The following is a 25749-nucleotide window of genomic DNA, read 5'->3' on the forward strand; positions in this document are numbered from 1 at the left end:
GAGTTACCAATGCAGCTTGCAGAGCACACCGCCACCACTCCGTTCGAAGAAGCCCTGCCGGATGTTCTGATGCGTGTGGTATCGGAACTGCACGATGTCGCCTATCTCATCGAGCGCATCGAGCCGCAATTGCTTGAGGTGACCAGCGGCCAATTGTCGAGCGAAGGCGTCAAGCTGCTGCAGGGCATCGACCTTGCGGTCCAGAAGACGCGTGGCCTGGCCGAGTTCATAGACACCATCACCGGCTCCATCCCGGGCGACTGGATCGTGGATGTCTCCACCGCGCTCAGCCTCGTCAAGCTTGCTGAAATGCAGAAGGCGCTCGGCGCGGCCTTCCGCCACGGCCATTCCCAGCCGCTCGACAAGGCCTCCGGCGACTTCGACCTCTTCTAGCGCTGTTTCCAGCGGCGCCTGCCTCTTCGCAGAATGCGGAGAAAGGCAACGCTCGCGCAAGCTTCGCACCCTATTGTCATCACGGGGCCAAAAGGTCTCGGACTCTATGAATGACGGTGCGGAACAGAATGAATCTGTTAAATCAAATCCCTCAGGTCTTGAAGAATGTCGCGGCGCTGGGGCAGACGCGGCTGCTGATGTTGGGCGGCGTGGGCGTTGTGTCCATGGCCATTATCCTCGCTGCAGCGCTTTATGTGAACCGTCCCGCTTACGAGACCCTTTATGTGGGGCTTGAAAAGAGCGACCTCAACAAGATCAGCATTGCGCTCGCCGAGTCGGGTCTGGACTTTCAGGTGGGGACCGATGGTTCCAGCCTTCAGGTCCCGGTCGGGCTTACCAGCAAGGCCCGGCTGCTTCTGGCTGAACGTGGCCTGCCCGACAGCGCCAATGCCGGTTATGAACTTTTCGACAATGTCGGTTCTCTCGGCCTGACCTCCTTCATGCAGGAAGTGACGCGCGTTCGCGCTCTTGAGGGTGAGATCGGCCGCTCCATCCAGCAGATCGATGGCATCGCAGCCGCACGCGTGCATATCGTCATGCCCGACGTCGGCAATTTCCGCCGCGGCGAACAGAAGCCCACCGCATCTGTCATGATCCGTGCGAGCGCCTCCGCCGGCCGCAAGGCCTCCGCTTCCATTCGTCACCTCGTTGCATCGGCCGTTCCCGGCCTTGAAGTCGATGATGTGACCCTGCTCGATTCCACGGGCCAGCTTCTGGCGTCCGGTGACGACGTCACCAATGCCGCCATGAACCGTTCGCTGACGCTGGCGCAGAACGTTCAGCAGGAAATCGAGACCAATATCGACAAGGCGCTGGCGCCCTTCCTCGGCATGGACAATTTCCGCTCGAGCGTGACGGCGCAGCTCAATACCGACAGCCGCCAGATTCAGGAAACCGTCTACGATCCGGAATCGCGTGTCGAACGGTCGGTGCGGACCGTCAAAGAAGACCAGAAGTCGCAGGAAACGCAGCCCGACACGGCCGCGACCGTGGAGCAGAATGTTCCGCAGGCCGCACCTCAGGGCGGCGGCAGCACGCCGCAATCGTCGGACGAATCGGCGAAGAAAGAAGAACAGACCAACTACGAGATCAACTCCAAGACGGTCGCCACGGTGAAGAACGGCTATACGGTCGAAAAGATTTCCGTCGCGGTGGTCGTCAACAAGGGGCGTATCGCAAAGATGGTCGGTGAACCCGCCGATCAGGCCAAGATCGACGCCTACCTCGCCGAAATGCAGAAGATCGTCACCTCCGCCGCCGGCATTTCGTCCGACCGTGGCGATATGGTCACCCTGACTGCAATGGATTTCCTCGAAACCCAATTGCTTGACGAGGCCGCCAGCGGACCGGGTGTCATGGAAGTGCTGAGCCGCAATTCCGCTGGCATTATCAATTCCCTCGCCTTTGTCGCCGTCGCCTTCCTTGTCGTCTGGCTCGGTGTACGCCCGCTGGTCCGCACGGTTACCGGCAACGGCGCGGCCGCAGGCCAGCTCAGCCAGGAAGCCGCCGGTCTCGAACTGCCGGACTTCTCTCCAGGCATGGATGCGGGCGCGGGCGGTCTCATGGAAGGGTTCGGGGCGGATTTCGGCTTCGACAGCACCGACGATCTTCTGGCGGGCGGCGATGGCGAAGGCACCTTCAACCGCCGGGTACGCGAAGGGCCCGAACGCAGGCTCTCCCGCATGGTGGAAATCAGCGAGGAAAGAGCCGCCAAGATTCTGCGCAAATGGGCAGTGGAAAAAGCAGCGTAATATCGAAAAGGCCGGAGTTTTACCCGGCCTTTTTTCCGTTTTTGGGCTTTTCGCTATCCTTGGCGGACGCATCGTGGCAATCTCGTTTTAGGACAGTGTTTACAAAAAATTCAGCAACGATACAGTTTGCTGGGAATTGGCTGAGAATGCCGTTTATGGATTGAACAGCTTTTCAGTATGTTTTTTTAGCAATAGACGAACGGTGAAATACGTGGAAAGGCTGGTGTCAGGTAATGGCAAATCCCAGTCCGTTCCATAAAATGAAATGATTCGGTCTCCGGGGGCTTGCCGTCCCATTTTGGTAAGCTTCTCGAATGGAATGATTCCATCCCGAGGTATAATCTCCCACTGGGAGCAAGAGGGCGTAGGCGATTGAAAGTCGATGTTGATATCCGCAGGCTGTCTGCCAAGCCTATGGAGGGCATGGGTAAGCCCCTGCCGCGTGATCAGCTTGCCAAGAACGTCGCAGCCACGGCTGCTGCCGGTAACGTTGCAGGCGCGCTTGATTTGCTCGTGACTTACGCTGGCGCCTCGCATTACCTGCTGGCGCGGGATGACCTTCTCGAAGAAACCGGGCTTAAATTCATCGTCACATCCGATTGGCCTTTCGATCTGGTGCGCCGGTTGGGCGTCGAGCTTGCCAATAGCCAGAACCGTTCGAGCGAAATGGAAAAATGCCTTTCGCTTCTGCAGCCGCGGCTGCTCTTGCTTCCAGAGGACGTTTCGGTTCCCTATGGCATAGACCGGCAGTATTCCGCGCTGTCTTTCTGCGTGGGGCGCATTCGCCTTTCTCTCCTGCTGCTGTTCCCCGAGGAAGCGGTTCCGTCGCCGGAACGCCTGCGTGAAATCGCGCTTCTGACGGGCTATTGCGTCAGTTTCGGCATTGCCAGCGAGGCAAAAGCCGTGCGCGATATCGACCTCACCGAGCGCGAGCTGGAGTGCCTTTTCTGGATCGCGGAAGGCAAGACGAGTGACGAAATTGCGATGATCCTTGGCATTTCACGCAATACGATCAATAATTACATCACAAGCGTGATGCGTAAAACTGCGACAAAAACCCGCTCGGAGGCAATTGCCTACGCCGTGCGCAACAACCTCGTATGATGGTCGGACGGATGGTACAGACGAAAGACAATGAGGGTACTGGTCAAACGGGCATGTTTTACCGCAGCCCTGTCGTGACGAGCCGGTCGGATCTGTTTCCGAAGCTTGTCGCCATGCAGAAGCTGGTCGGCGCGCGCAATTTCGTGGTGACGAAGGCGGCCGCTTCCGGTTTCCCCAACAAGAAGAAGCTGACCTGCGAGCTGGAAAACTGGGGCATGAATGCCGCGGAGCAGAGCACGCAGTTCATTCGCGCTGTCGGCGATATTCTTCTCGATCACATCGAGACGTCGCTTCTGCCGGTCATCTGGCGCAACAAGAATGCCGGCGGTTTTGCCGATCTCCCCGACGTGCCTGCGCTTCTGCGCCGGATCGAGAACGATACGTTGCCCTATGCGGGTCTGGCGCTACCGGTGCGCCTCGGCACCATCGGTAACGGCTATATCGTCTTTTGCGGCACCAATCTCGTTCTCGACAATGAAGTGGTGATCGAGCAGCACATCAAGTGCTGCGAGATCATGGTCGATATGCTGGCGCTGGACGAGCGCAAGGCGGCGCCCTCGGAAGCGTTGAGCGAGAGGGAAATCGCCTGCCTGCAACTGGCGGGCGATGGCCGTATCAGCGAAGAAATCGCGGTCAAGCTCGGGCTGTCGGTCCACACCGTCAACGCCTATCTCGGTTCGGCGACGATCAAGCTTGATTCCGTCAACCGTATCCAGGCGATCGCGAAAGCCATCCGGCTCGGCTACATCCATTAACGGCGGGCGGGTCTACCGCCCCCTTCGCCGGCACTTCGCGTTTTTTTAACAGTTGCCCATTAGAACTTTTATAAGTTTGGCTTTGGGGAACTGTTTCATGCACAACCGGCTCTTTAAGTCCGTTGCTGGCAAGGTCGTGGCTTTGACGATCGGCCTGATCGCGCTCAGCGTGGCGGCGGTTGGTTTTTCGACTTACATTCGCTTGAAGGACAATATCATCACCACCGCGCTGCGTGATACGCACAGCGCAATGCGCAGCATGGCGATCCTTTACGAACTGAAAGTTGGCGGTGTTGCCCTCGAATTGGTGGATGGCGACCTCAAGAGCGTGGGCCGCGCCAGCATCGGAACGATGCGCGATAATGATCTCGTCGACCGCACCGCAGCCGGAAACGGTGGCATCTCCACTGTTTTTGAAGCCAGAGGCGGCGAATTCATTCGCATGACCACCAATCTGAAGAACGAAAAGGGCGAGAGAGCAGCAGGAACCAAGCTTGCGACCGATCATCCCGCTTTCGAAAAAGTCTCCAAGGGTGAATCCTATTTCGGCACCGCGACGCTGTTCGGCACCAGCTACATGACGGGTTATATGCCCGTTACGAACAAAACCGGCGCAACCGTCGGCATTCTGTTCGTGGGTGTTCCCATGGATGTCTACGATGCGCAGATATACAGCCTGCGCGACATGATGCTGATCTGTGGCGGGCTCGCCATGCTTGGCGTCGGCTTGCTCGCCTATTTCGTCATCAAGCGTACGCTTCAGCCCCTGGGCAAGCTGACCGATGCAGTGAAGTCCCTTTCGGACGGCAATCTCGATACACCGATCCCCTATGCCACCAACACCAATGAGTTTGGCAACATTGCACGCGCTTTGGTGATTTTCCGCGAAAATGCACTTGAGAAACTGGCGATTGAGGGCAAGAGCGCCGAGGAACGTGCTGCGGCCGAGTCCGAACGTTACCGCAATGACGCCGAGAAACGGGAGCTGGACGGCCAGATCGAATTCGCGGTCGACGAGATTGCGTCCGGTCTCGGCAGGCTATCGCGTGGCGATCTCAGCCGTACGATTGATACGCCCTTCTCGGGTCGCCTCGACCGGCTGCGCACGGACTTCAACAGTTCCCTGCTCAACCTGCGGGATGCGCTGGGTCAGATCCGGGAGCGCACGCTCGTCATTCAGCACAGCGGTATCGAAATCGAGCAATCTTCGGTCGATCTGTCGAAGCGGACCGAAAACCAGGCCGCCTCGCTGGAGGAGACCGCTGCCGCTGTCGAGGAAATCACCGCTACCGTCAAGTCATCGGCTGAAAGGGCGCGCGAGGCCAATGAGGCCGTTCGCATTACCAAGCAGAGCGCCGACAGCTCCGGTTCGGTCGTCAGCAATGCCGTCGACGCCATGGGCCGCATCGAAGACGCCTCGCGCAAGATCGAACAGATCATCGAGGTCATCGACGACATTGCTTTTCAGACCAACCTTCTGGCGCTCAATGCCGGTATCGAGGCCGCACGTGCTGGTGAGGCCGGCAAGGGCTTCGCCGTCGTGGCGCAGGAAGTGCGCGAGCTTGCCCAGCGCTCCGCCGACGCAGCCCGCGAGATCAAGCAACTCATCAATCAATCGACGCATGAGGTCAGTTCCGGGTCGAAGCTGGTGCAGGAGGCGGGCACGGTTCTTTCCGCCATCAGCCAGCAGATCGTTACCGTCAGCCAGCATGTCGAAACCATTGCGACGGCAACGCAGGATCAGTCTTCCGCACTTCACAACGTCAACAGTTCCGTCAACCAGATGGACCAGATGACCCAGCAGAACGCAGCGCTTGCCGAACAGTCAAGCGCGGCCAGCATGATACTGTCCGGTGAAGTCAAGGCGCTCCTCGAACTCGTGCAGCGGTTCCAGATGGAGCAGGGCTCGGCGACAGGCCGAGACCGGTACAATCAAGCGGCCTGATACGCCGGTTTTTGAAGATAGATACCGCTCCCGGATCGCAAGGTCCGGGAGTTTTTACTCGGCCGCTGCCCGCACGGTACTGGATATCTGGTTGATATAGGCGCGCAGCGCCGCCGGTTTCACCGGCTTGTGCTGGACGGCAATTCCGTATTTTTCGGCATCGCTGCGCACTTCCGGGCTACGATCTGCCGTTACCAGCAGAGCCGGGATCGTTTTGCCATAAAATGTCCTGATGAGGCGGATGGCGCTGATGCCATCGCCATCATCAAGATGATAATCAGCGACGATGACGTCGGGTGCTGCGGTCAGAGAAAGAAATGGTTCTTCCAGCGCCGCCACGGATCCCGCTGGTAAAACGTCGCAGCCCCATCCCGTCAGCAACAGCGTCATGCCCTCAAGGATTTTCGGCTCGTTGTCGATGCACAGCACCCGCACGCCCTGGAGGCGATCGCTGGCAGCAGGATTGGCGATGAGGCCGCCCGACTTCGCGGGTGCGACACGATCTTCCTCACGCGTGAGGTGAATACGGAAGGTCGTGCCCTTGCCCGGCGTGGAAATCAATTGAACCGGATGGTGCAGCATGCGCGACAACCGGTCGACGATGGAAAGACCAAGGCCGAGCCCCGAGGCCGTTTTTGCACCTTCGTCCAGCCGGGCGAATTCTTTGAAGACCGTGCGGAACTTGGAGGCGGGTATGCCGATGCCGGAGTCCGTCACCTGAATGACCACTTCGCCGCCCCGGCGGCGCGCGCCGACAACCACTTTGCCCTTCAACGTGTATTTGATGGCGTTGGAAACCAGGTTCTGTATTAGACGCCGCAGGAGGTTGGGATCAGACCGTACCGTCAGCGAAGTCGGCATGACCACGAGGTCGAGGTTCTTCTCCTGCGCCATCGGCGCAAAATCGGTCTCGATCCGCTTCAGCAAGTCGTTCAGCGGAACGGATGTCATGCGCGCCTTCATCGAGCCGGTGTCCAGACGGGAAATATCGAGCACCGCGCCAAGGATGGTCTCGACCGATTCCAGCGCTGAGTCGATATTCTGCACGAGTTCGCTTTCTCCCGATTCTCCGAGCCGTTCGACCAGCGAGGATGAGTAGAGACGGGCGGCATTCAATGGCTGGAGAATATCGTGGCCGGCGGCGGCGAAAAACCGCGTCTTGCCGATGTTCGCCTCGTCGGCTGCCGCTCTCGCCTCAGCCAGCGCGCGGTTGACGCGGGTCAGTTCGGCGGTCCGCTCCACTACACGCTGTTCCAGCGTTTCATTCGCCTGTTTCAGCGCCTGATCGCTTGCCACCCTCTGGGTAATGTCGGTGAAGGTTGCGACAATGCCCTTGTCCGGCATCGTGTTGGAGCGCACCTCGATGATGCGTTCGCCGCCCGCCAGCACCAGAGGGAATGGCAGGTCCATGGTCAGAAAGCTGGTGATCAACTGTTCCGTATCACCGGCCGGCATGTCGCCTCGTTCCTGCAGCATGGAGACGATGTCGGTTAGTGGTACGCCCACCTGGCCGAACTGCTCGGGCAGGTCCAGAAGAGTGCGAAAGCGCCGGTTCCAGATCGTCAGTTGCTGGGAGCTATCGAAAACGGCGATACCCTGGTCCATCTGCGCCAGCGCCGTCTGCAACATGTCCTGATTATACTGCAGCGCTTCGCTTGCCTGGTCGAGCAGCCACGCCGTGTCTGCGCTGGTGTCTTCCGCCTTCTGCAGAATGATCGAGAGCACCAAGCGGGCGGAGGAAGAGCCGATGGCGCTGCCGAGTAACTGTTCGGAGAAGTGGATCAGCGCCATGTCCGCCGGCTGGTCGTCATTCAGCTTTCTGCCGGCCGTTTTTTCATAGGTGGCCAATGAACGGAGCATGCGCTCTTCGCCGAGATAGCGGGCGATCGCGCTTTTCAGATCGCCGACGCTGACACGGGTTTTCCAGCCGCGGGTGGCGAATTGCGATTTTGAATGACGCTTGACGAAGATGCCGGACTGAATGCGTTCTACCGGTCTTGGATTGCGCGAAAGCGAGCCGAGTACAAACGCCATGCTGTTGACGAGAAGACTGAGAATGACTGCATTCACGAATGGATCGGCTTCAGGCCCGTTGAACACGGTGCTGCCGGAAAACAGGAAGCCGAGAATATTCGCCGCAACCTCGGAATTGTCAGGCCCGCCGAAGCTCGGCAGGAAAAGCAGATAGGCCCAGACGAAGAAGCCGGAACTCAACCCCGCGATTGCGCCGCGCGCATTGGCCCGCCGCCAGAAGAGGCCGCCGAAAAGGGCAGGGGCCATCTGGGCAATTGCAGCGAAGGCCAGCAGGCCGATGGAGGCAAGACCCGTGGCGCTGTCGGCGGCGCGATAATAACCATAACCCAGCAGCATAACGGCAAAGATCGCCGTTCTGCGGATGTTGAGCAGGGTCTTGGCGAAGTTGTCCCGGTGCGGTGAGCGATTCAACAGCTTCTGTCGCAGGAAGATCGGCATGACAATGTCATTGGAAATCATGATCGACAGCGCGACCGACGCGACGATCACCATCGCGGTCGCGGCCGAAAAACCGCCGATGAAGGTGATCAGGGACACGACCGGCATCTGATGGTTGAGCGGCAATTGCAGCACGTAGAGATCGGCGTCGCCATTGGCGCCGAGCGTCAGAATGCCGGCAAGAGCGATCGGCAGTACGAAGATGTTGATGGCGATGAGATAGAGCGGTAGCAGGAACCCCGCCATGCGCAACTCTTCCGGCGTCCGGTTTTCCACGACTGTGACATGGAACTGACGCGGCAGCAGGATGATGGCGAAGCCGGAAAGCAGGGTCATGACGATCCAGCGGCTGACGGGCGTGTGATAGGAGATGGCCTGCATCGCCTGTTCATTGGCGGAGGCGAGCTGCCATAGATGCGCGGGACCATCGAAGAGCACGAAGAGCACATAGAAGCCGACGGTGCACATGGCGACGAGCTTGACCAGCGATTCCATCGAGATCGCCAGTATGAGCCCGTCCTGATGTTCGGTTGCATCCGTGTGGCGGGTGCCGAACATGACGGCGAAGCCCGCCATGACAATGGTGACAACAAGCGGCAGATCGAGGAAGTAGAGGTTGCCGCTGCCGATGCCGTAATCACCGGGGTCGACCATCGTCGCCACCGAGCTGGAAACCGCTTTCAGCTGCAGCGCGATATAGGGAATGGCGCCGACGAGCGCGATGATGGCGACAATCATCGCCACGGTGGAATTCTTGCCATAACGGGCGGCAATGAAGTCTGCAACCGAGGTCAGTTTTTCCGTTTTGGCAAGCTCAACGATGCGTCGGATGATTGGCATGCCAAGGGTGAAGGCAAGGATAGGCCCGGTATAGATGCCAAGAAATTCCAGTCCCTTGTCGGCTGCAAGCCCAACACCACCAAAATAGGTCCAGGAGGTGCAATAGATCGCAAGGCTGAGCGCATAGACGAACGGACGCCCCTTTTTCGGCGCGTTTCTCTTACGGCTCTTCCTGTCCCCGTAGCTCGCAACAGCAAACAGCAGCAGGATATAGGCGAAAGCCGAACCGAATATGATCCACCCAGGAAGCACGCATCCTCCCATGCAAGAGTTTCCTGATATCAAGCATAGGCGAAATCCGCGCCATTGAGAATGAGCGCGGTCTGATCATAAAGTTCAAGATCAGCGCGCAAAAAACCCGATAAATGCAATCTTGACGAATTCCAAAAGTGTAAGGGAATCTGTATGGTTGAAGGTGTAGGGACAGTCACATAGCTTCAGCTCGCAAAGCACGAGAGGGACAATCTGAATGCTTAACGAATTTAAAACCTTCATTGCCCGCGGCAATGTCATGGACCTTGCCGTGGGTGTTATTATCGGTGCCGCTTTCAGCAAGATCGTCGACTCCGTCGTCAACGATCTTATCATGCCTATCGTCGGCGCAATCTTCGGCGGGTTCGACTTCTCGAACTACTTCCTGCCACTGAGCTCTAACGTCAATGCCACCTCGCTCGCCGCAGCCCGCGAGCAGGGCGCCGTTTTCGCTTACGGTAACTTTCTGACCGTTCTCATCAACTTCCTCATCCTCGCCTGGATCATTTTCTTGATGGTGAAGGGCGTCAATAAGCTTCGCGATTCCGTCGAACGCAAGAAGGTCGAGGAAAAGCCGGCAGCTGCCCCGCCGCCGGAGGACGTGAGGCTGCTTACCGAAATTCGCGATCTGCTGAAGACGCGCTGAGCCAGATAAATCTGGTTTAACCGCCGGCCCATGCGGCCGGCGATCTCCTGCCGGGATGATCCATAAAGAAAATCCATGGCCGCCTCACGGATTATCATGCACATGGCGGGTGCGATGCGATAAGAAGGCACCAAACGGAGTGTCTTTAATGTCCATTTTGAACAGTCTGAGTGCACGCTCTCTGGCGGCTCCCGAGAGCGGTATTGTCGAAGTCGTGAATTACGCCCGGGGGCGGGACAACCTCCTGCCGCTGTGGGTTGGCGAAGGCGATCTGCCAAGCCCCGACTTCATCAATCAGGCCGCCATCGATGGTCTGAACAATGGCGAGACCTTCTATACCTGGCAGCGCGGTATTCCAGAACTGCGCCAGGCGCTGAGCCGTTATTACGAACGCCATTTCGCGGCATCGCTGCCGCCGGAGCATTTTTATGCGACCGGTTCAGGTATGCAGGCGATTGTGCTTGCCGTTCAGGCATTGACGTCACCGGGCGACGAGATGGTGTATCTTTCACCCACATGGCCCAATATCGTTGCCGCCATCGGTGTGGCAGGGGCGAAGGCGGTTCCGGTCGGCATCGATTTTCGTGATGGCCGCTGGGATCTCGATATCGACAGGCTGGAAAGCGCGATTACCCGCAAGACCAAGGCGCTTTTCATCAATACGCCTTCCAACCCGACTGGATGGACAGCGACGGCAGACAATCTCCGTGATGTTCTGGCGCTTGCCCGCAAACATGATCTTTGGATCGTCGCCGACGAGATTTATGCGCTTTATCATTATTCCGGCAGCCACGCGCCGTCCTTCCTCGATGTGATGGAGCCGGACGACAAGATCGTCTTCGCCAATTCCTTCTCGAAAAACTGGTCGATGACCGGCTGGCGGGTCGGCTGGCTTGTCGCTCCGCCAGTCATCGGCCAGGTGATCGAAAACCTTATCCAATATTCCACGTCAGGCGTGGCGCAATTCATGCAGCGCGGCGCGGTCGCGGCCCTCGACAAGGGCGATGGTTTCATTCGCGAGAATTACGAGCGCGCTTTGACCTCACGCGATATTCTCTGTGACGCCTTGATTGCAACGAACCGCGTCGAAACTCTGAAACCGGATGGCGCTCTTTATGCCTTCCTCAAGATCGATGGAGTGACGGACAGCCGCGCAACCGCGATTGATATCGTCGATAAGACCGGCGTCGGCCTTGCGCCCGGAACTGCTTTCGGCCCGGGGGGAGAATTGTTCCTCCGCGCCTGCTTCCTGCGCAACCCCAGGCAGATAGAAGACGCGGCCGACAGGCTGGCCTCTTACATCCTTAGTCGGTAAGCCTCGCTCGCGGGCATCTCTGCCCTTTCACGGCGCCTACATAGCATCGGCACGACTCTGTCCGGCGCGCCTTTGGGCATCACGCCGAAGCGCGAAAATTACAACCCCACGGCGTAGCCATCGACGTGCGGGTTTTTTTGTGCTAATGCGCCCTCGTTCCGTCTATGAGAACATTTTCATACAATAAATAAAATGCCTTGCATCGCACTAACCAATCGTAAGCCACCTTTTCACAGAGGCGGAGGATTGGTTGGGTATTCGCTGTGCAAGTAATCAATGATGAAGAATTATTGGCTTTGATGAGCTCAAGAAAAGCAAACAGGGAAGTAGTGTCATGGCTGTTCTGGTCACGGGTGGGGCCGGTTATATAGGAAGCCACATGGTGTGGGCTTTGCTCGATGCCGGGGAAGAAGTCGTCGTTGTCGATCGGCTTTCGACCGGATCGCGCTGGGCCGTCGCGCCAGCGGCGCGTTTTTATCTCGGCGATGCGGCGGATCCCGCGTTGCTCGACCAGATTTTCGAAGAAAATCAGATCGAGACCATTTTCCATTTCGCCGGCTCCGTCAGCGTTCCCGAATCCATCAGCCGGCCGCTCGAATATTACGAAAACAACACCGGCACCACCCGCGCGCTTGTCGCTGCCGCGGTGCGGAATGATATCCGCAATTTCATCTTCTCCTCCACAGCCGCTGTGTATGGAAACCAGCCTTTCGAAGGCCCGGTGCCGGAAACGGCGGTCCTCAGCCCCGAAAATCCCTACGGTCTGTCGAAACTCGCTTCTGAAATCATGCTGCGCGATGTCGTGCGCGCACATGACTTCAACTACGTGGCGTTGCGTTACTTCAATGTGGCCGGAGCCGACCCCCAGGGTCGCGCCGGACCTTCGCCAACAGGCGTCGCTAATCTCATAAAGGTGGCATGCGAAGCTGCAACCGGGCGCCGGGATCACGTGGAGGTTTACGGGACGGATTATCCGACGGCCGATGGCACCGGCGTTCGCGACTATATCCATGTCAGCGACCTCATCGAAGCGCACATGCTGGCCATGGCCCATTTGCGCGCCGGCGGCGGCACAAGAACGCTCAATTGCGGTTATGGCGTCGGTTATTCGGTGCTTGACGTCCTGCATGCCGTGCAGCGGGAATCCGGACATGATTTTCCGGTCATCCACTGTCCGCGCCGGGCCGGCGACATCGCCACCATGGTGGCGGATTCGGGACGGATCCAGTCAGAATTTGGTTGGCGTCCGCGCTTCAACGATCTTTCGACCATCGTCCGCACCGCGTTGCAATGGGAGGCCAAGCGCCAGGCCCAGAAAAACGAGATGATTCCTCCAATACGGCGTAAACTGGCGGCGATAGGATGAACCGGCTGCGCATCACCTTGCCCTGTTTTTCTTGACGGAACGATAGTCAGTCGGGCGGTCTGACGCGCTGGCGGGGCGAAGCCATCGATCACGATCGAAGAAGCCGCGTGTCAGCTTCAGTCCGGCCGAAGTTTCGGTCGCGAGCAAAATCACATTCACGCGGTGCGGCGCGGTGGGTTCCGGCTTCACGGAAGCCGAAATGCCGAAGTGTCGCGCCTGATACTGTTGCATCTTCTGCGCCGGTTCAAGCACCGAGCCAATATCTCTCCAACGGGTCTGCTCGATAATCATGGCAAGTGCTGCCGCAAGCTTCGCGTTGACAGCGCGTCCGGCCGATGTCTGCGGTGCAACTGCCTTCAGCCTGACGGACCGGATTTCCCCGGAAACCTCGCCGCGGATTTCCAGGAAAAGCGATGCCGCGCCAGCCGGGTCCGCCGTCGTTGCCTCGCCCAGATCGGCCATACATTCGAAGCTGCGGTTATTCACCGGACTAGGGTGCCAGCCTCGCGGGCTGGTGAAGCCTTCGGCCGTGAACCGGTCGCAAAGGTCTTTGCCGGAGATGATGAAATCGCGGGCGAAAGACGCTCTGGCGCCATTGCGCTCGAATTTCAGCAGGTGAGGTGGCAGATAAATGGTTCTCGCGGCAAGCTTCTGCCGTTTGACGGGTTTTGCCCTGGCAGATGGTACGGCGGAAAGAGGAGCGGGCGCCAGATTGAGATAGGTGAGCAGGCTTCTCAGGTGCTTTTTGTCATTGGCGAGCAGAACCGTGGCCGATATGGCGAAACAGACGACGAGCACCGCAACAAGCAGCGCGCGGAGACTGACTCTCTTTTGCGGGCCTGCGTCCATCATGGGACCTTGTTGGCTGTCTGTTATAGGCATCAGCCGGTTTGGAGCGAATTATCGGACCATTGGCGGTCCGGCGAATATCAATTGCGAGTAAAAGTTCTAAAATATCTGGTTCCGCCGGAATGTCCGGCGGATGTCCTCAGTCGGAGGAATTCTTGTCACCATCCCGTCCGCCGGCGCTGCTCTCATCATCCGCTACGGGAATGGCGTAGGAACCGTTCAGCCAGCGGGCGAGATCGAGCGAGCGGCAGCGATCCGAGCAGAACGGGTAGTCTTCCCGTGTCGATGGTCGGCCGCATTCCGGGCACGGTTGGGATTTGCGGAGCGGCGTAACGTTTCCAGCGCCTTCGGTGGAGGATTTTGCCACAGCCTATCCCTCCAGCCAGCCAGACGTCACCTCGAACCCTTCACCGGCAAGAAGCGACATGGTCTCATAGAGCGGCAGACCGACGACATTGGTGTAAGAGCCCGTCAATTTCTGCACGAACGCACCGGCGATGCCCTGAATGCCATAAGCGCCCGCTTTGCCGCGCCATTGCCCGGAAGCGATATAGGCATCGATCTCACGGGTCGACAGGCGTTTGAAGCGTACCTTGGTCTCCGCCACCTTCTGCCGGATCTTGCCGCCCGGGGTTACGAGGCAGATGCCGGTATAGACCCAATGGCTGCGCCCGGAAAGAAGATGCAGCGCCGCTGAAGCCTCTTCCGTATATTCCGCCTTGCCCACGATACGTCGACCGACAGCAACGACCGTGTCGGACCCCAGGACATAGGCGTCCTTCCAGGCCTGCTCGTTTTTCAGCGCCGCCTGTGCCGCTTCCGCTTTCTGCAAGGAAAGACGGCGGCAGAGCGTTCGCGGATGCTCGAGCTTGACGGGCGTCTCGTCAATATCCATCGGCATCAGGCGAGCCGGCTCGATGCCGATCTGATGCAGCAGCTCCAGACGCCGCGGCGATCCAGAAGCGAGAACGAGCTTTTGTTTTGAATTCGTCATTGCGCTGCCGGGCGTAGGATGCGGAAACGGATTACTTGAAGCGATAGGTGATGCGGCCCTTGGTCAGGTCGTAAGGCGTCATTTCGACCAGAACCTTGTCGCCTGCGAGAACGCGGATGCGGTTCTTGCGCATGCGGCCCGCCGTATGGGCGATGATTTCATGGTCGTTCTCAAGCTTCACGCGGAATGTTGCGTTCGGCAGCAATTCGGTTACGATGCCCGGGAATTCAAGGACTTCTTCTTTTGTCATGTAAGGGTTTTCTTCCTGTTGATAGTGCCGGACCGTGTCCTGTCCGGGAAAATTGCGCGGAAACTACACAATCCCGGCACATTTGTGAACCTCTAAAGCATCGGCTTGAAAATCGCGATCGATTTTAACAGGCCGAGGCAGTTTTCAGTCTTTTGAAAGCGTATCCGCCACCGGCTGTTGCCGCTTCGGCAGGCGTTCGGTAATCAGTTTTGCAAGATGGTCCCGCACCTCACGATAGGCGTCGAGTATTTGCTCCCGCGTGCCAGTGACCACCGTCGGATCCATGGTGGGCCAATAGACCACATCGAGAGAGTTCGAGCGCGTCAGTTCCAGTGCGGCGTGATGAGCTTCTGGTGTTAATGTAATGATCAGATCGAAAAAATCATCCTCGATCTCGTCCAAAGTACGCGGTTTGTGCTTGCCGAGCGAAAAACCCAGCTCCTCCAGCACCGCATCCACGAAGGGGTCGCGCTCGCCCGCCCGCACACCTGCCGACTGGATGTAGATGCCGGGCGCGACCAATCGTTTGGCGATCACCTCGGCCATGGGGGAGCGGATGGAATTCATGCCGCACATGAACAGGACCGATTTCGGTGCTCGTCCCTCGTTTGGCGCTGCGGCAGGATCGCTCATCTCTAACCCCGCCAATAAAGCACACAGACAAGGGTGAAGAGCCGGCGCGCCGTGTCGAAATCCACCTTTATCTTGCCGGACAGCCGGTCCATCAGCGTCTGCGACCCGTCATTGTGGATGCCGCGCCGGCCCATGTCGATCGCCTCGATCTGGCTCGGCGTGGAAGAGCGGATCGCCTCGTAATAGCTTTCGCAGATCAGGAAATAATCCTTGATGATGCGGCGGAACGGCGTCAGCGACAGGATATGGGTGGAGACATCCCTGTCGTCCTCGGTCTTGATGGAGAAAACCAGTTTGGAATCGACGAGCGATATATAAAGCCGGTACGGCCCGCCGTCATGTCCGGCAGGCTCAAAGGTATTTTCTTCGATCAGGTCGAAAATAGCGACGGCGCGTTCATGCTCCACGTCGGGCGTGGACCGGCCGATGCTGTCGTCCAGTACCACGTCGCAGAGCCGGAAGTCGCCTGACGCCATCGTTTAACTTTCCGGGTTGAGGCGGATGGAGACGGAGCGCGCATGCGCGTCCAGCCCCTCGGAACGGGCAAGGGTGATGGCTGCCGGCGCAAGCTGGCGCAGCTGCTCGGGACCAAGGCGCAGGATGGACGTGCGCTTGACGAAATCCAGCACCGAAAGGCCTGAGGAAAAACGGGCCGAGCGCGCCGTCGGCAGAACATGGTTGGAACCGCCCACATAATCGCCGATCACTTCGGGGGTATGGCGCCCGACAAAAATCGCCCCGGCATTGCGGATGTGGGCCATTAGCGCATCCGGGTCATCGATGGCAAGTTCCAGGTGTTCGGCGGCGATCCGATTGGCCAACGGAATGGCATCGGTGAGCTTTTCGACCAGAATGATCGCGCCGAAATCCGCCCAGCTCGCCGCTGCTGTTTCGGAACGCGAGAGACGCTTCAGCTGCCGCTCGACGGCTGCTTCCACCGCCTTGCCGAGCTCGGCATCATCGGTGATCAGGATGGATTGTGCACCACGATCATGCTCCGCCTGTGCCAGAAGATCGGCAGCAAGCCAGTCGGGGTCGTTATCCCTGTCGGCGATAACAAGCACTTCGGAAGGGCCGGCGATCATGTCGATGCCGACAGTGCCGAAGACCTGACGCTTGGCGGCCGCCACATAAGCATTGCCCGGGCCGACGATCTTGGCGACCGGCGCGATGGTTTCAGTGCCATAAGCCAGTGCCGCCACGGCCTGCGCGCCACCGATGCGATAGATTTCCTCGACGCCCGCAATACGCGCGGCAGCCAGAACGGCCGGATTGACCGCGCCGCCATTCGCGGGCACGACCATGACGATGCGCTCCACACCGGCAACCTTGGCGGGCACGGCATTCATCAGCACTGAGCTTGGATAGCTGGCCGTGCCGCCGGGCACATAAAGGCCCACGGCCTCGATTGCGGTCCAGCGCGAGCCGAGGCCGACGCCGATATCGTCCTCGTAAATATCGTCCTTCGGCATCTGTCGCGCATGGTGTTTTTCGATACGCCGGGCTGCGAGTTCAAGCGCTTCGATCACGCTCGTGTCGACGGCGGCAATCGCCGCATCGATTTCATCAGTCGTTACCCGCATCGGCACCGCGGCAAAATCGATGCCGTCGAATTTCCGGGAGTAATGGGCGAGGGCCGCATCGCCGCGATGTCGGACATCATTGATGATGTCGCGAACGGTCGCATTGACGTCTTCGGAAACTTCTCTCTTGGTTGTCAGGAAGGCAGCGAATTTCTGTTCGAAATCAGCCGATGCCTGCTCCAGCCAGATTGCCACGCCATTACCCTTTCATTGTCCCCACGGGGTGCACGACTTACCGCAGAACGATTGCAGCTCTGGTATGTGGCATAAATCGAAACGGGACGGAAAGGCAACCGTCACGACAGTCCGGAAAGCTTATTCGCTGTCGGGATGATGCGGTTTGGTGGCGGTTTCCCACGCACCGCTCACATCAGTCAACTGCGCCTCGATGCATTCGACATCAAGCGCGATGGTGCCGCCGCCGGAAAGGGCCAGTTCCACAAGGCCATCCGGGCCTTCGCCATTCGGTGTGAAACGTATCGCCAGAAGCGAAAGAACCTGCTCCCTGTCGGCCAGGTTGATGGACTGCGAACGAACGGCGGAGACACGCTTCAGGAAAACAACTGTGCGGCAGCGTTCCGGTGGCAGGTGCTTTTTATCGGCGCTTTCCCAGACGAAACGGTTGGCGGAAAAGGTGAACTGGCCGTGTTTCGGCTCGAAGGCAACATCCTTCAGCTTGAAGACACTGTCCTGCATATGGGTCGAGATGACGGAGAGATCTTCAGTATCCAGCGCGAGCAATTTCAGGCCGCTCATCTTTTTCTTCCTTCTTGTGCGGTGAGGACCGCTATTTCCATGACTTACAATGGAAATAGGCAGTCCCGGCCCGCTGTGCAACGGGTAGAAAACGGATGAGCGGCGATGAATGGATCAATCGCTGACGCGCTCGACCAACGCGCCGCAGCGGGTGAGCTTTTCCTCGAGGCGTTCGAAGCCGCGGTCTAGATGATAGACGCGCGACACCATGGTCTCGCCCTCGGCCACGAGGCCGGCAATGACCAGCGACACGGAAGCGCGCAGATCGGTCGCCATCACAGGCGCACCCTTGAGGCGGGAAACGCCTTCGATGCGGGCCATCTGACCGGAAAGCGAAATCTTCGCACCGAGCCGGGCAAGCTCCTGCACATGCATGAAGCGGTTTTCGAAGATCGTTTCGGTAATGTGGGAAACGCCTTGGGAACGGGTCATCAGCGCCATGAACTGCGCCTGCAGGTCTGTCGGGAAGCCGGGGAACGGTTCAGTGACGACATCGACCGGCTGAATGCCGTTGCCGTTGCGCACCACGCGCAGGCCGGTTTCCGTCTCGCTGATCGTGGCGCCTGCGAGCCGGAGCGTATCAAGTGCATTGTCGAGCAGCGATGCGCGCGTCCCTTCCAGCACCACATCACCGCCGGTCATGGCCACTGCCATGGCATAGGTGCCGGTTTCAATACGATCGGGCAAAACCCGGTGGCGCGCGCCGGAAAGCGAGGTAACGCCTTCGATGGTGATGGTGGAGGTGCCGGCGCCTTCGATCTTCGCGCCCATTGCGATCAGGCAGTGCGCCAGATCGACAACCTCGGGCTCGCGGGCGGCGTTGTGGATGACGGTTGTGCCGCGGGCAAGGCTTGCAGCCATCAGCATCACATGCGTCGCGCCAACCGAAACTTTGGGGAAGGTATAGACCGCGCCGATGAGGCCGCCCTTGGGGGCCGAGGCATTGATGTAGCCGCCATCGATCTCCATCGTCGCGCCGAGCGCCTGCAGGCCCTCGATGAACAGGTCAACGGGACGCGTGCCGATGGCGCAGCCGCCAGGCAGGGAGACGCGGGCGCGGCCCTCACGCGCCAGAAGCGGGCCGATGACCCAGAAGCTTGCACGCATCTTGGAGACCAGCTCGTACGGAGCGGTGGTATCGACAATGGTGCGGCAGGTGAAATGCACGGTACGGGAATAAGCTTCGCCCTGGCTTTCGCGGCGGCCATTCACGGAAATATCCACGCCATGATTGCCGAGGATACGGATCAGCTGCTCCACGTCAGCCAGATGCGGAACGTTTTCGAGCGTCAGTGTATCGCTGGTCAGCAGCGATGCGATCATCAGCGGCAAGGCGGCGTTTTTGGCGCCGGAGATGGGGATGATGCCGTTGAGCTTGTTGCCACCCGTAATTCTGATGCGATCCATGCGTCCCTACGGGCCTGTGCCCGCCTTTCTTTATCGTGCCTTGCGGAAAGGCGCGTCCTTAGACGAATTTCCGCGGCGTTTCAATTTTATGCTGTGAATTCTCTATGAGGATGATTCGTCCGTTTTTGCGGCAGGCAGGCCAATGGTGTCGTCTGCGTCGCCGGCACGGCGCGCGCGAACCTGTTGTTTGCGCTTCAAAAGATTTTCGCGAAGTTTCTTCGCGGCACGCGCCTTCCGTTCCGCCTCGCGCTGGCGCGCCTTTTCGCCGGGCCCCGCCTGCGGCTTGCCGCTGGCCGCCGCGTCGGATGCGCCCGCGGAAAAGTCCCCGCAGAGCGCTGTCTTCACCTGTTTGTCGTGATGTTCGGTCATAGATTCAGCAATATCTGAAAAATGCTGTTTTCAACAGGGGGGGCGCTTTTTTGCGCCGCTTGATGAAGAATATCGTTTTGCGACTTGCGCTCGTCAAAAACCTGTGGCAATAGGCCGCCACGCTTGATGCTGAAGCGATCGCTTCGGCACCGGATGCTGCTATAGCTCAGGGGTAGAGCACTCCCTTGGTAAGGGAGAGGCCGAGAGTTCAAATCTCTCTAGCAGCACCATTCATCTCCTTAAAAAATCAGAGAAAATCGCCGATTTTTCGGTCGCGCAATCCCTTTTCCCCAAGGAACAAACTGCGATAATTCCCCGCATTTCCCCAGCAAATACGGGGAAAATCCGGGGACCAAGTTCTCGTATCGCCGTCCACAATCACCGAAAGGGGCATGATCCGCCTTGGTTCAAAAAGTCAGGCCCCGGTGGTTCGCTCCCACCGAGGCCAGTTGAAACACTCCCAACAGTCCAGCGTCGGATGAGCATCACATCTATAGCATGCTCTTCTCCGGCATTGAACTCCGCCCTTCAGAGGAAGAGAGATCATGCCTAAACAGTCGAAGCAGCATAAAGCAACACCAGCCGAAGCGAAATTTTCTCAAGTCACGCGACCTGAGAAAAACACGAAGAAGCCCGGAAAGCTGCCGGGTTCAGAGCCATTCAACACCGTCCAAGTCGGCCTCATGAGTAAGGTGGGCCAGTCCGGCCACACTCCTGAGAAAATCCCCAGTGACGGCCTCCATGGCGGCGGCGACGATACAGTCGAGTTCATCAAATCTGCCAGAGCCATGGTGCTTCGCGGACGCTTCAAAGCAGAGGCAACCGCGCATAGGAACATGTTGGAGCGAGCTAAAAACGGGAAGGTCGTTCACCCCTCCTTCAAAGTATTCCGAGATTTCCTGCTGTATGTCCGTCCAATGCCCGGCAAGGGCATGACACTCGACCGGATCGACAATGATGATCCAGAGTATGCGCCGGGGAAGGTTCGCTGGGCAGACCGTCATACTCAGAACAACAACAAATCGGACACCCTAACTTTTTACTATTCTCGAACCGGAGATGTTTACACCACCTCCCGCCTGTCCAAACTTCAGAGTGTATCAGCGGGCGCAATCCGTAAACGGAGACACGAGGGCTGGACCGACGATGAGATCATAGAGGGCAAGCGCATCGTCTCCGCGCCGCAGGCTCAAAAAGCAAAAGAAGTGACTGGCCCTGTTGCCCTGACGCCTAAGTTTCCCGCCGGACTTTATTCGCCAGCCCAGCTGGCACTGCTCTCTCGGAGCGAAAAGCACCTCACCTCGGCGGCGGAGATCGAATTTTACCGTAATGCTCATTATTACCAATCGGAGCGCGAGAGTGGCACTGAACCTATGCTCCCGATGTACGAAGACTTTTTGGAACCTGACGGGAAATGTGCAGGCGGGATGACGCTCGAGAGCTACAGGCGCGGTTTTCTCAGCCGTTGGAAAAATTTCCGCCACCATGTGATTTACCGCAATCTCCTTCCCGACCAGAAAGTGATGTTGGCGGAGTATGATCCCGCATGGGTCGCCTGCCAAGAGGCGAAGGAGCAATCCGAGAATAAGTTCAAGGACCACATATAATCTCATAAGTAACTGGTTTTTCTATGTATTCAAAAGTCTCCTTGTGCCAGAATTATCCACACAAGGAGGCAATAAACTTGCAGAATACCGTCTTCAGCATTGGCCATTCTTCGCACTCATGGGAGCATTTCCGGTCGTTGATCGAGGCTCCCGACGTCGGCGTAGTGCTGGATGTCCGTTCCAACCCTCGATCTCGCTTGCATCACTTCAACAAGGCGGAGCTGCGCTATCGACTGAATTCCATCGGCGTTTCCTACCTGCATCTGGGCGACCAACTCGGGGGGCGTCCAGCCAATGGTGCCGCCGACTATGAGACGATGGCCACGGCAGCTTCTTTCCTCGACGGAATTGCCATAGTGCTGGAGATTGCAGCTCGCAGCCGCCCAGCGCTCTTGTGCTCGGAGCATGAACCTCTCGAATGCCACCGCTGCCTGCTCGTTGCCCGGCGCCTCGCCGAGCATCACGGTGCGCACGTCGCTCATATCCAACGGGATGGCAAGATCGAGCCCCACGAGGACACGGAAGATCGATTGTTGTCGAAGTGGGGAGACGGTGGCGATCTCTTCCGTACCCGCGCCGAACGTCTCGCCGTGGCTTATCGTTTGCAGACACGGAAGCTGGGAGTGGGCAAATGAAATTCGTCCATTTCGTTTCCGCCTTCTCAAAAGATAATGTCGCAGCTCGGTCAGACACTTACGGCGGTAGCAGCCACGTGACATGTCATGATGGAGAAGACCGGGACGGCGAAATCGACCGTTCCGTAAAATCCGAGATGGTGGGTTCATCCGATGGAAAGGCGGGCGGCGATAAAATTGCAATTAATTGCACAGCTTGGCCCAACGATGAACTTTGTGCAATTAATTGCAATTTGCCGACCAGCCTCTCCAAGAGTTCTCCACGACCGTTCGCGATTTCGTATCCTCATCCATCCCCGCGAGCACCAAACGCGCCTATGCCTCGGATTTGGCGTCTTATACCGCGTCCGGACGACAAATCCCTTCTTCCCACACGATGTTGCCGAATACTTCGCCGAGAAGGCCGGTATCTACGCGGTCGCCACATTGCGGCGGCATGTCGCCGCGATCTCCAAGGCCACCGTGCCATCGGCGCTCGTGATCCGGTAAAGTCCGAGTTGATCGCATCCACGATGCGCGCCATCCGCCGGACATTCTGTGTCGCACAGCGACAAGCAGAGGCGCTGTTGCGCGATGATCTGGTCGCAATGGTCGACAAGCTCGGTAACCGACCGAAGGATGTCCGGGACCGGGCGCTGCTACTCCTCGGCTTCGCCACCGCCATGCGCCGGTCAGAGCTTGCGGCTCTTGATGTCGCTGATGTCGAGTTCGTCGTCAAGGGGATGCTCCTTACCATCCGCCGCTCGAAAACCGATCAGGAAGCGCAGGACGCACTATTGCGGTCCCGTTCGGTCGAACCCGGCATTGCCCGGCGGCTGCCTTGAAGGAGTGGCTGAAACTGGTCGAGCGCCGGGAAGGGCCGATCTTCGTCTACACCGACAAACACGGAAATCTCAGTAGTTGGCGAATGAGCTATGTCGTCAAGACCCGTATCGCGGCAGCAGGATATGATCCCGCGCTGTATTCTAGCCATTCGCTGCGAGCGGGCTTTGCGACCTCCGCGGCGTAAGCTGAGGCATCCACCCACAAAATCCGACAGGTGACTGGCCACCGATCCTAGGCCAATCTTACGCGTTACCTCAGAGACGCGGACCTGTTCGCCGACAATGCTGTCGCCCGAGTACTGTAGTACATTCACTTGCCACGCCGACTGAGTGCCCTGATCTGCTCAATCGCCAGTTCCAGATCAGCATCGGACAGGCCCCGAGCAATTGACTGGAGCTCTTCGAGAAGCTGCGCTTTTCGTCTGGGCAGGGTGGTTTCCTCAAAATCGAACAGACTTTTGAGAGGGATGTCGAGTGCCTGACATAGCAGTTCGATGGTGGTGAAGTTTGGCAGGCTTCTGCCGCGCTCAAGGTTGGACAAGGCATCGACCGAACGCCCCATCCGTGCGGCCAGTTCGTCCTGGGTCAGCTTCTTCTCTTTACGGATTGCCTTGAGCCGAAGGCCCAACCTCGTCTTCGTGTCCATGACCCGTAGTGAAATACGGGTTGAAAGCTGCAAACCGATCTTAATACGAAAGAAAATGTAAACTCGGATAGTTGTACGATTTATTGCAGGGAAACCGACTAAACCATGCGCGAGGCGACTACGATGAAAACATTAGCCGTGACCCTGCTGGCGACAGCCGCAACGATTGGCGCTGCGCAGGCCGACGACATGGACATCTATCAGACCTGCTGGGCAGAGGCATCGACCGCTGTGCTGGACAGCAAGGGCGTCACGGAAGAGACCTTGAAGGAAGCGGTGCGCGAGGCAGACGGTATGTGCGAGTACCAGAGGATCAGCGTCATGGCGTCGGGCCGGTCGCCCAAGGAGATGCGCGAATATATGGAAGTGCAACTCTACAGCGCAAATCGCGTACCCGAGACCTGGGTGGCGGCGGTTAGCTTGTCCATGAAATCATACGAGGCTCCTAGCTACACGCCGAAGGGGAAGTTCAACTTATTCAACATGGGGACCGGCTTTCTTTGCACGTTCCCGACCGACGTGGATAATGCACGCCAGTTGGTGGAGACCGGGCGCTCGGAACTGGTCGCCCAGATCAGGGGCTGTAGCGCCTTCGACAAAACGATTGAGGTCGAAGAGGTGGACAGGTTCGGTTGGACCCGCAAAGTTCGCTACATCAGCCCGGAAGGCAAGATGATCACCGCCTTCACAAGCGAACGCACATTCAAGACAAGAAGTGAATGGACGCTACGAGCCTGCCAGCTTGTAGGTAATGAATGGTCCGACTGCCTCGACGCGGTGGGCAAGGATTGATCTCCGCTGCGGGAATATCAAGTATCAGGGGCTAAAAATGCCGCTGTGAAGTCAGGGGTCTGTACCGCCTCCAATGACCACGGCCACGGGGGCTACTAATGGCCGCCTCGCACCGCCAGCTCGGTGCGACAGTTTCATCTTCGTCAGTTAACAGCTTCCCAAATGTCTTCTTTTGACCTCACGATGTGCGAACCACAAAACGATTCGTTCATCAGGGAAAATGATGTCGCGAGACAGTGAGAAGCCAGTTGTTTTCAGCCATTTATTTCAGCGGGTGTTTAACCCTTCTCGCTATCGTTCGATATAATCGTTTAATTGATATCTTCCTCAGCCTCACAACCTACTCGCTTCAAAACCATTTGCGAACAACAGTCAGGGCATAGGGCAAATCGAAATCGATGAACTTTATATGGGCATTGATTGACTCGGCTGCCATTACTCCATCCCGGTCCAGGCCAAAGGTGGCACCGATCAGATTTCCGTCGTTCAGACGAAACAAGATCTTACGTGGTGTGCTCAGAAATTCCCAGGAAAGCGCGCACGTGCGATCTCTGCTCAGTTCATAGCAGGTGAGCGTGTAGCAATGTTCGAACTGACTGTTGAAGATGATATGGTTAAGGTCGTGGAAGAGCGCCCCTATAAGCTGGTGCCGGCCAACGGCCTAGATAGCGCTGCCATCATAGACTATCGTTAACGATCTTCTCGGCATCAATCGGCCTTAATCCGGACGACAGCGCTTATCAACCTCCGGCAATCCACGGCAACCGTTGCGCCACAGCTTCAGCTATAAAATTTTGATCCAGAACATAGGTACATTGAAGTAAGCATTCGGTGCCTCATTGTCATGAATTCGCCGGTCACTTTTCGACCTTGGCGAGGTGAGCTTCAATGTCTCCTAGCCGGGTATCGACCGACATTGGTGTCTGGCAACAGCGGAAAGCCCCAGCCTTCGCCATGGGCGAGCTTGCCAGCTGGAACGCCTTCAGCAATTCCAGCAGCTAGGCGCCTCCCGTAGCGATCAGCATGGAGGGCTGTTCCGGTAACCCGAAAAAGGTCGCCCGGTCCGCCCAACAAGTCGGAAGCCGCAGTGATGCCGTTCTTCAGCGACCGGACGGCCTCAGGCACACGGAAGGCCAGAAGCACGCCAAACTGGCGGGAGACATTTCCGGGGCGTGGGGCCGAAATAGCTAAGGGCGTCTCGTCAGACTGTCTAGGCCTGACGCACCATCAACACGATGCCAGAAACCATTTCGTCCGTTTTTTGGCGGACGACTTCCTGAACCTCGAAATCGTCAGAAACCGTCTCCGGCATCGCCTCGAATTTTTCCGATATCAACCGCGTCATCATGTCCATGGCGTCTTCCAAGTATTCAGGGCGAAAATACACCTTGTTGAACCGGGAGGGCTTCGGCGGCTCTTCTCCCCGAAATGTTGCCGCCATCATCTCGGAAACGAAAGCCATAGTTTCTTCCCGCGTCATTACATCGTCAGTCATGACGATTGCC

The 25749-nt window shown here is 58.0% G+C and carries 26 protein-coding genes and 1 tRNA gene; 14 read left to right on the forward strand and 13 right to left on the reverse strand.

Annotation, left to right across the window (positions count from 1 at the left end; genetic code table 11):
* Nucleotides 1-9 precede the first annotated feature (9 nt).
* From cheT to EYD00_RS00800, 5 genes are all read left to right on the forward strand, one after another.
* The gene (gene cheT / locus EYD00_RS00780) at nucleotides 10-393 is read left to right on the forward strand and encodes a chemotaxis protein CheT (protein WP_004439880.1); all 384 of its coding nucleotides are present in this window, start codon (nucleotides 10-12) and stop codon (nucleotides 391-393) included.
* 128 nt (nucleotides 394-521) lie between these two features.
* Nucleotides 522-2204: a flagellar basal-body MS-ring/collar protein FliF gene (gene fliF, locus EYD00_RS00785; RefSeq protein ID WP_004439882.1), complete on the forward strand. Its 1683-nt coding sequence runs from the start codon at nucleotides 522-524 to the stop codon at nucleotides 2202-2204.
* Between the two features lie 372 nt (nucleotides 2205-2576).
* Nucleotides 2577-3308 carry a transcriptional regulator VisN gene (visN, locus tag EYD00_RS00790; protein ID WP_004439885.1) on the forward strand — a complete coding sequence of 244 codons (732 nt, stop codon included), beginning with the start codon at nucleotides 2577-2579 and terminating at the stop codon, nucleotides 3306-3308.
* A gap of 53 nt (nucleotides 3309-3361) precedes the next feature.
* A complete protein-coding gene (gene visR / locus EYD00_RS00795; RefSeq protein ID WP_034496317.1) occupies nucleotides 3362-4063 on the forward strand; it encodes a transcriptional regulator VisR in 702 nt (233 codons plus the stop codon).
* 97 nt (nucleotides 4064-4160) lie between these two features.
* Complete coding sequence (locus tag EYD00_RS00800; protein ID WP_004439890.1) at nucleotides 4161-6008, forward strand: methyl-accepting chemotaxis protein; 1848 nt, start codon at nucleotides 4161-4163, stop codon at nucleotides 6006-6008.
* A gap of 54 nt (nucleotides 6009-6062) precedes the next feature.
* On the opposite strand, the gene EYD00_RS00805 is transcribed toward EYD00_RS00800, so the two are convergent.
* A complete protein-coding gene (locus EYD00_RS00805; protein ID WP_034496313.1) occupies nucleotides 6063-9572 on the reverse strand; it encodes a PAS domain-containing hybrid sensor histidine kinase/response regulator in 3510 nt (1169 codons plus the stop codon).
* 217 nt (nucleotides 9573-9789) lie between these two features.
* On the opposite strand from EYD00_RS00805, the gene mscL reads away from it, so the two are divergent.
* The 3 genes from mscL to galE all read left to right on the forward strand — a co-directional run bounded on the left by mscL (nucleotide 9790) and on the right by galE (nucleotide 12899).
* Complete coding sequence (mscL, locus tag EYD00_RS00810) at nucleotides 9790-10218, forward strand: large conductance mechanosensitive channel protein MscL (RefSeq protein ID WP_004439896.1); 429 nt, start codon at nucleotides 9790-9792, stop codon at nucleotides 10216-10218.
* Between the two features lie 148 nt (nucleotides 10219-10366).
* Complete coding sequence (locus tag EYD00_RS00815; protein WP_004439899.1) at nucleotides 10367-11533, forward strand: pyridoxal phosphate-dependent aminotransferase; 1167 nt, start codon at nucleotides 10367-10369, stop codon at nucleotides 11531-11533.
* A 334-nt stretch (nucleotides 11534-11867) separates the two neighbouring features.
* Entirely contained in the window at nucleotides 11868-12899 is a 1032-nt protein-coding gene (gene galE / locus EYD00_RS00820) for a UDP-glucose 4-epimerase GalE (RefSeq protein ID WP_004439901.1), read from the forward strand.
* A 12-nt stretch (nucleotides 12900-12911) separates the two neighbouring features.
* On the opposite strand, the gene EYD00_RS00825 is transcribed toward galE, so the two are convergent.
* From EYD00_RS00825 to EYD00_RS00870, 10 genes are all read right to left on the reverse strand, one after another.
* The gene (locus EYD00_RS00825) at nucleotides 12912-13748 is read right to left on the reverse strand and encodes a DUF6030 family protein (RefSeq protein WP_004439904.1); all 837 of its coding nucleotides are present in this window, start codon (nucleotides 13746-13748) and stop codon (nucleotides 12912-12914) included.
* 139 nt (nucleotides 13749-13887) lie between these two features.
* On the reverse strand, nucleotides 13888-14115 hold the full coding sequence (yacG, locus tag EYD00_RS00830) for a DNA gyrase inhibitor YacG (RefSeq protein ID WP_004439907.1): 228 nt from the start codon (nucleotides 14113-14115) through the stop codon (nucleotides 13888-13890).
* Nucleotides 14116-14118: 3 nt separating this feature from the next.
* A complete protein-coding gene (locus tag EYD00_RS00835; protein ID WP_004439909.1) occupies nucleotides 14119-14742 on the reverse strand; it encodes a Maf-like protein in 624 nt (207 codons plus the stop codon).
* Nucleotides 14743-14773: 31 nt separating this feature from the next.
* Complete coding sequence (gene infA, locus EYD00_RS00840) at nucleotides 14774-14992, reverse strand: translation initiation factor IF-1 (protein ID WP_003503453.1); 219 nt, start codon at nucleotides 14990-14992, stop codon at nucleotides 14774-14776.
* Nucleotides 14993-15136: 144 nt separating this feature from the next.
* On the reverse strand, nucleotides 15137-15625 hold the full coding sequence (locus tag EYD00_RS00845) for an arsenate-mycothiol transferase ArsC (protein ID WP_004439913.1): 489 nt from the start codon (nucleotides 15623-15625) through the stop codon (nucleotides 15137-15139).
* 2 nt (nucleotides 15626-15627) lie between these two features.
* A complete protein-coding gene (locus EYD00_RS00850) occupies nucleotides 15628-16101 on the reverse strand; it encodes a UPF0262 family protein (RefSeq protein ID WP_004439916.1) in 474 nt (157 codons plus the stop codon).
* Between the two features lie 3 nt (nucleotides 16102-16104).
* On the reverse strand, nucleotides 16105-17403 hold the full coding sequence (hisD, locus tag EYD00_RS00855; RefSeq protein WP_004439919.1) for a histidinol dehydrogenase: 1299 nt from the start codon (nucleotides 17401-17403) through the stop codon (nucleotides 16105-16107).
* 120 nt (nucleotides 17404-17523) lie between these two features.
* The gene (locus EYD00_RS00860) at nucleotides 17524-17964 is read right to left on the reverse strand and encodes a DUF2948 family protein (protein WP_004439923.1); all 441 of its coding nucleotides are present in this window, start codon (nucleotides 17962-17964) and stop codon (nucleotides 17524-17526) included.
* A 114-nt stretch (nucleotides 17965-18078) separates the two neighbouring features.
* On the reverse strand, nucleotides 18079-19371 hold the full coding sequence (gene murA, locus EYD00_RS00865; protein ID WP_004439925.1) for a UDP-N-acetylglucosamine 1-carboxyvinyltransferase: 1293 nt from the start codon (nucleotides 19369-19371) through the stop codon (nucleotides 18079-18081).
* A 102-nt stretch (nucleotides 19372-19473) separates the two neighbouring features.
* Complete coding sequence (locus EYD00_RS00870; RefSeq protein WP_004439927.1) at nucleotides 19474-19740, reverse strand: hypothetical protein; 267 nt, start codon at nucleotides 19738-19740, stop codon at nucleotides 19474-19476.
* 155 nt (nucleotides 19741-19895) lie between these two features.
* Between EYD00_RS00870 and EYD00_RS00875 the strand changes: the two genes are divergently transcribed.
* The 5 genes from EYD00_RS00875 to EYD00_RS26085 all read left to right on the forward strand — a co-directional run bounded on the left by EYD00_RS00875 (nucleotide 19896) and on the right by EYD00_RS26085 (nucleotide 22991).
* Nucleotides 19896-19970 (forward strand) — tRNA-Thr (locus EYD00_RS00875).
* A gap of 315 nt (nucleotides 19971-20285) precedes the next feature.
* Nucleotides 20286-21347 carry a hypothetical protein gene (locus EYD00_RS00880; RefSeq protein ID WP_034496068.1) on the forward strand — a complete coding sequence of 354 codons (1062 nt, stop codon included), beginning with the start codon at nucleotides 20286-20288 and terminating at the stop codon, nucleotides 21345-21347.
* 77 nt (nucleotides 21348-21424) lie between these two features.
* On the forward strand, nucleotides 21425-21982 hold the full coding sequence (locus tag EYD00_RS00885; protein ID WP_157814252.1) for a DUF488 domain-containing protein: 558 nt from the start codon (nucleotides 21425-21427) through the stop codon (nucleotides 21980-21982).
* A 497-nt stretch (nucleotides 21983-22479) separates the two neighbouring features.
* Entirely contained in the window at nucleotides 22480-22806 is a 327-nt protein-coding gene (locus EYD00_RS26080) for a tyrosine-type recombinase/integrase (protein ID WP_198523826.1), read from the forward strand.
* Nucleotides 22803-22991 carry a site-specific integrase gene (locus tag EYD00_RS26085; RefSeq protein WP_198523827.1) on the forward strand — a complete coding sequence of 63 codons (189 nt, stop codon included), beginning with the start codon at nucleotides 22803-22805 and terminating at the stop codon, nucleotides 22989-22991. Before EYD00_RS26080 ends, EYD00_RS26085 begins: the two co-directional genes overlap by 4 nt.
* Before the next feature lie 125 nt (nucleotides 22992-23116).
* Here EYD00_RS26085 and EYD00_RS00895 read toward each other — a convergent pair whose 3' ends face one another.
* Nucleotides 23117-23452, reverse strand: coding sequence for a helix-turn-helix domain-containing protein (locus tag EYD00_RS00895; protein ID WP_034496064.1), 336 nt, complete (start codon nucleotides 23450-23452; stop codon nucleotides 23117-23119).
* A 123-nt stretch (nucleotides 23453-23575) separates the two neighbouring features.
* Here EYD00_RS00895 and EYD00_RS00900 point away from each other — a divergent pair, with 123 nt between their 5' ends.
* Nucleotides 23576-24244, forward strand: coding sequence for a hypothetical protein (locus EYD00_RS00900; protein ID WP_131258770.1), 669 nt, complete (start codon nucleotides 23576-23578; stop codon nucleotides 24242-24244).
* A gap of 1210 nt (nucleotides 24245-25454) precedes the next feature.
* Here EYD00_RS00900 and EYD00_RS00910 read toward each other — a convergent pair.
* Nucleotides 25455-25724 (reverse strand): hypothetical protein, encoded by a 270-nt coding sequence (locus EYD00_RS00910; protein ID WP_131258773.1) that lies wholly within the window; start codon nucleotides 25722-25724, stop codon nucleotides 25455-25457.
* Nucleotides 25725-25749: the final 25 nt, after the last annotated feature.

The sequence above is a fragment of the Agrobacterium sp. 33MFTa1.1 genome (assembly GCF_004328495.1).
Classification (GTDB): domain Bacteria; phylum Pseudomonadota; class Alphaproteobacteria; order Rhizobiales; family Rhizobiaceae; genus Agrobacterium; species Agrobacterium pusense.

Coding starts and splice junctions, on each gene's coding strand:
- murA (WP_004439925.1), bottom strand. CDS start 19,371: ATGGATCGCATCAGAATTACGGGTGGCAACAAGCTCAACGGCATCATC.
- infA (WP_003503453.1), bottom strand. CDS start 14,992: ATGACAAAAGAAGAAGTCCTTGAATTCCCGGGCATCGTAACCGAATTG.
- fliF (WP_004439882.1), top strand. CDS start 522: ATGAATCTGTTAAATCAAATCCCTCAGGTCTTGAAGAATGTCGCGGCG.
- EYD00_RS00880 (WP_034496068.1), top strand. CDS start 20,286: ATGCCTAAACAGTCGAAGCAGCATAAAGCAACACCAGCCGAAGCGAAA.
- EYD00_RS00800 (WP_004439890.1), top strand. CDS start 4,161: ATGCACAACCGGCTCTTTAAGTCCGTTGCTGGCAAGGTCGTGGCTTTG.
- EYD00_RS00825 (WP_004439904.1), bottom strand. CDS start 13,748: ATGGACGCAGGCCCGCAAAAGAGAGTCAGTCTCCGCGCGCTGCTTGTT.
- EYD00_RS00815 (WP_004439899.1), top strand. CDS start 10,367: ATGTCCATTTTGAACAGTCTGAGTGCACGCTCTCTGGCGGCTCCCGAG.
- EYD00_RS00910 (WP_131258773.1), bottom strand. CDS start 25,724: ATGACGCGGGAAGAAACTATGGCTTTCGTTTCCGAGATGATGGCGGCA.
- EYD00_RS00850 (WP_004439916.1), bottom strand. CDS start 16,101: ATGGCGTCAGGCGACTTCCGGCTCTGCGACGTGGTACTGGACGACAGC.
- mscL (WP_004439896.1), top strand. CDS start 9,790: ATGCTTAACGAATTTAAAACCTTCATTGCCCGCGGCAATGTCATGGAC.
- EYD00_RS00870 (WP_004439927.1), bottom strand. CDS start 19,740: ATGACCGAACATCACGACAAACAGGTGAAGACAGCGCTCTGCGGGGAC.
- cheT (WP_004439880.1), top strand. CDS start 10: ATGCAGCTTGCAGAGCACACCGCCACCACTCCGTTCGAAGAAGCCCTG.
- EYD00_RS00860 (WP_004439923.1), bottom strand. CDS start 17,964: ATGAGCGGCCTGAAATTGCTCGCGCTGGATACTGAAGATCTCTCCGTC.
- EYD00_RS00835 (WP_004439909.1), bottom strand. CDS start 14,742: ATGACGAATTCAAAACAAAAGCTCGTTCTCGCTTCTGGATCGCCGCGG.
- EYD00_RS00845 (WP_004439913.1), bottom strand. CDS start 15,625: ATGAGCGATCCTGCCGCAGCGCCAAACGAGGGACGAGCACCGAAATCG.
- EYD00_RS00895 (WP_034496064.1), bottom strand. CDS start 23,452: ATGGACACGAAGACGAGGTTGGGCCTTCGGCTCAAGGCAATCCGTAAA.
- galE (WP_004439901.1), top strand. CDS start 11,868: ATGGCTGTTCTGGTCACGGGTGGGGCCGGTTATATAGGAAGCCACATG.
- visR (WP_034496317.1), top strand. CDS start 3,362: ATGTTTTACCGCAGCCCTGTCGTGACGAGCCGGTCGGATCTGTTTCCG.
- EYD00_RS00900 (WP_131258770.1), top strand. CDS start 23,576: ATGAAAACATTAGCCGTGACCCTGCTGGCGACAGCCGCAACGATTGGC.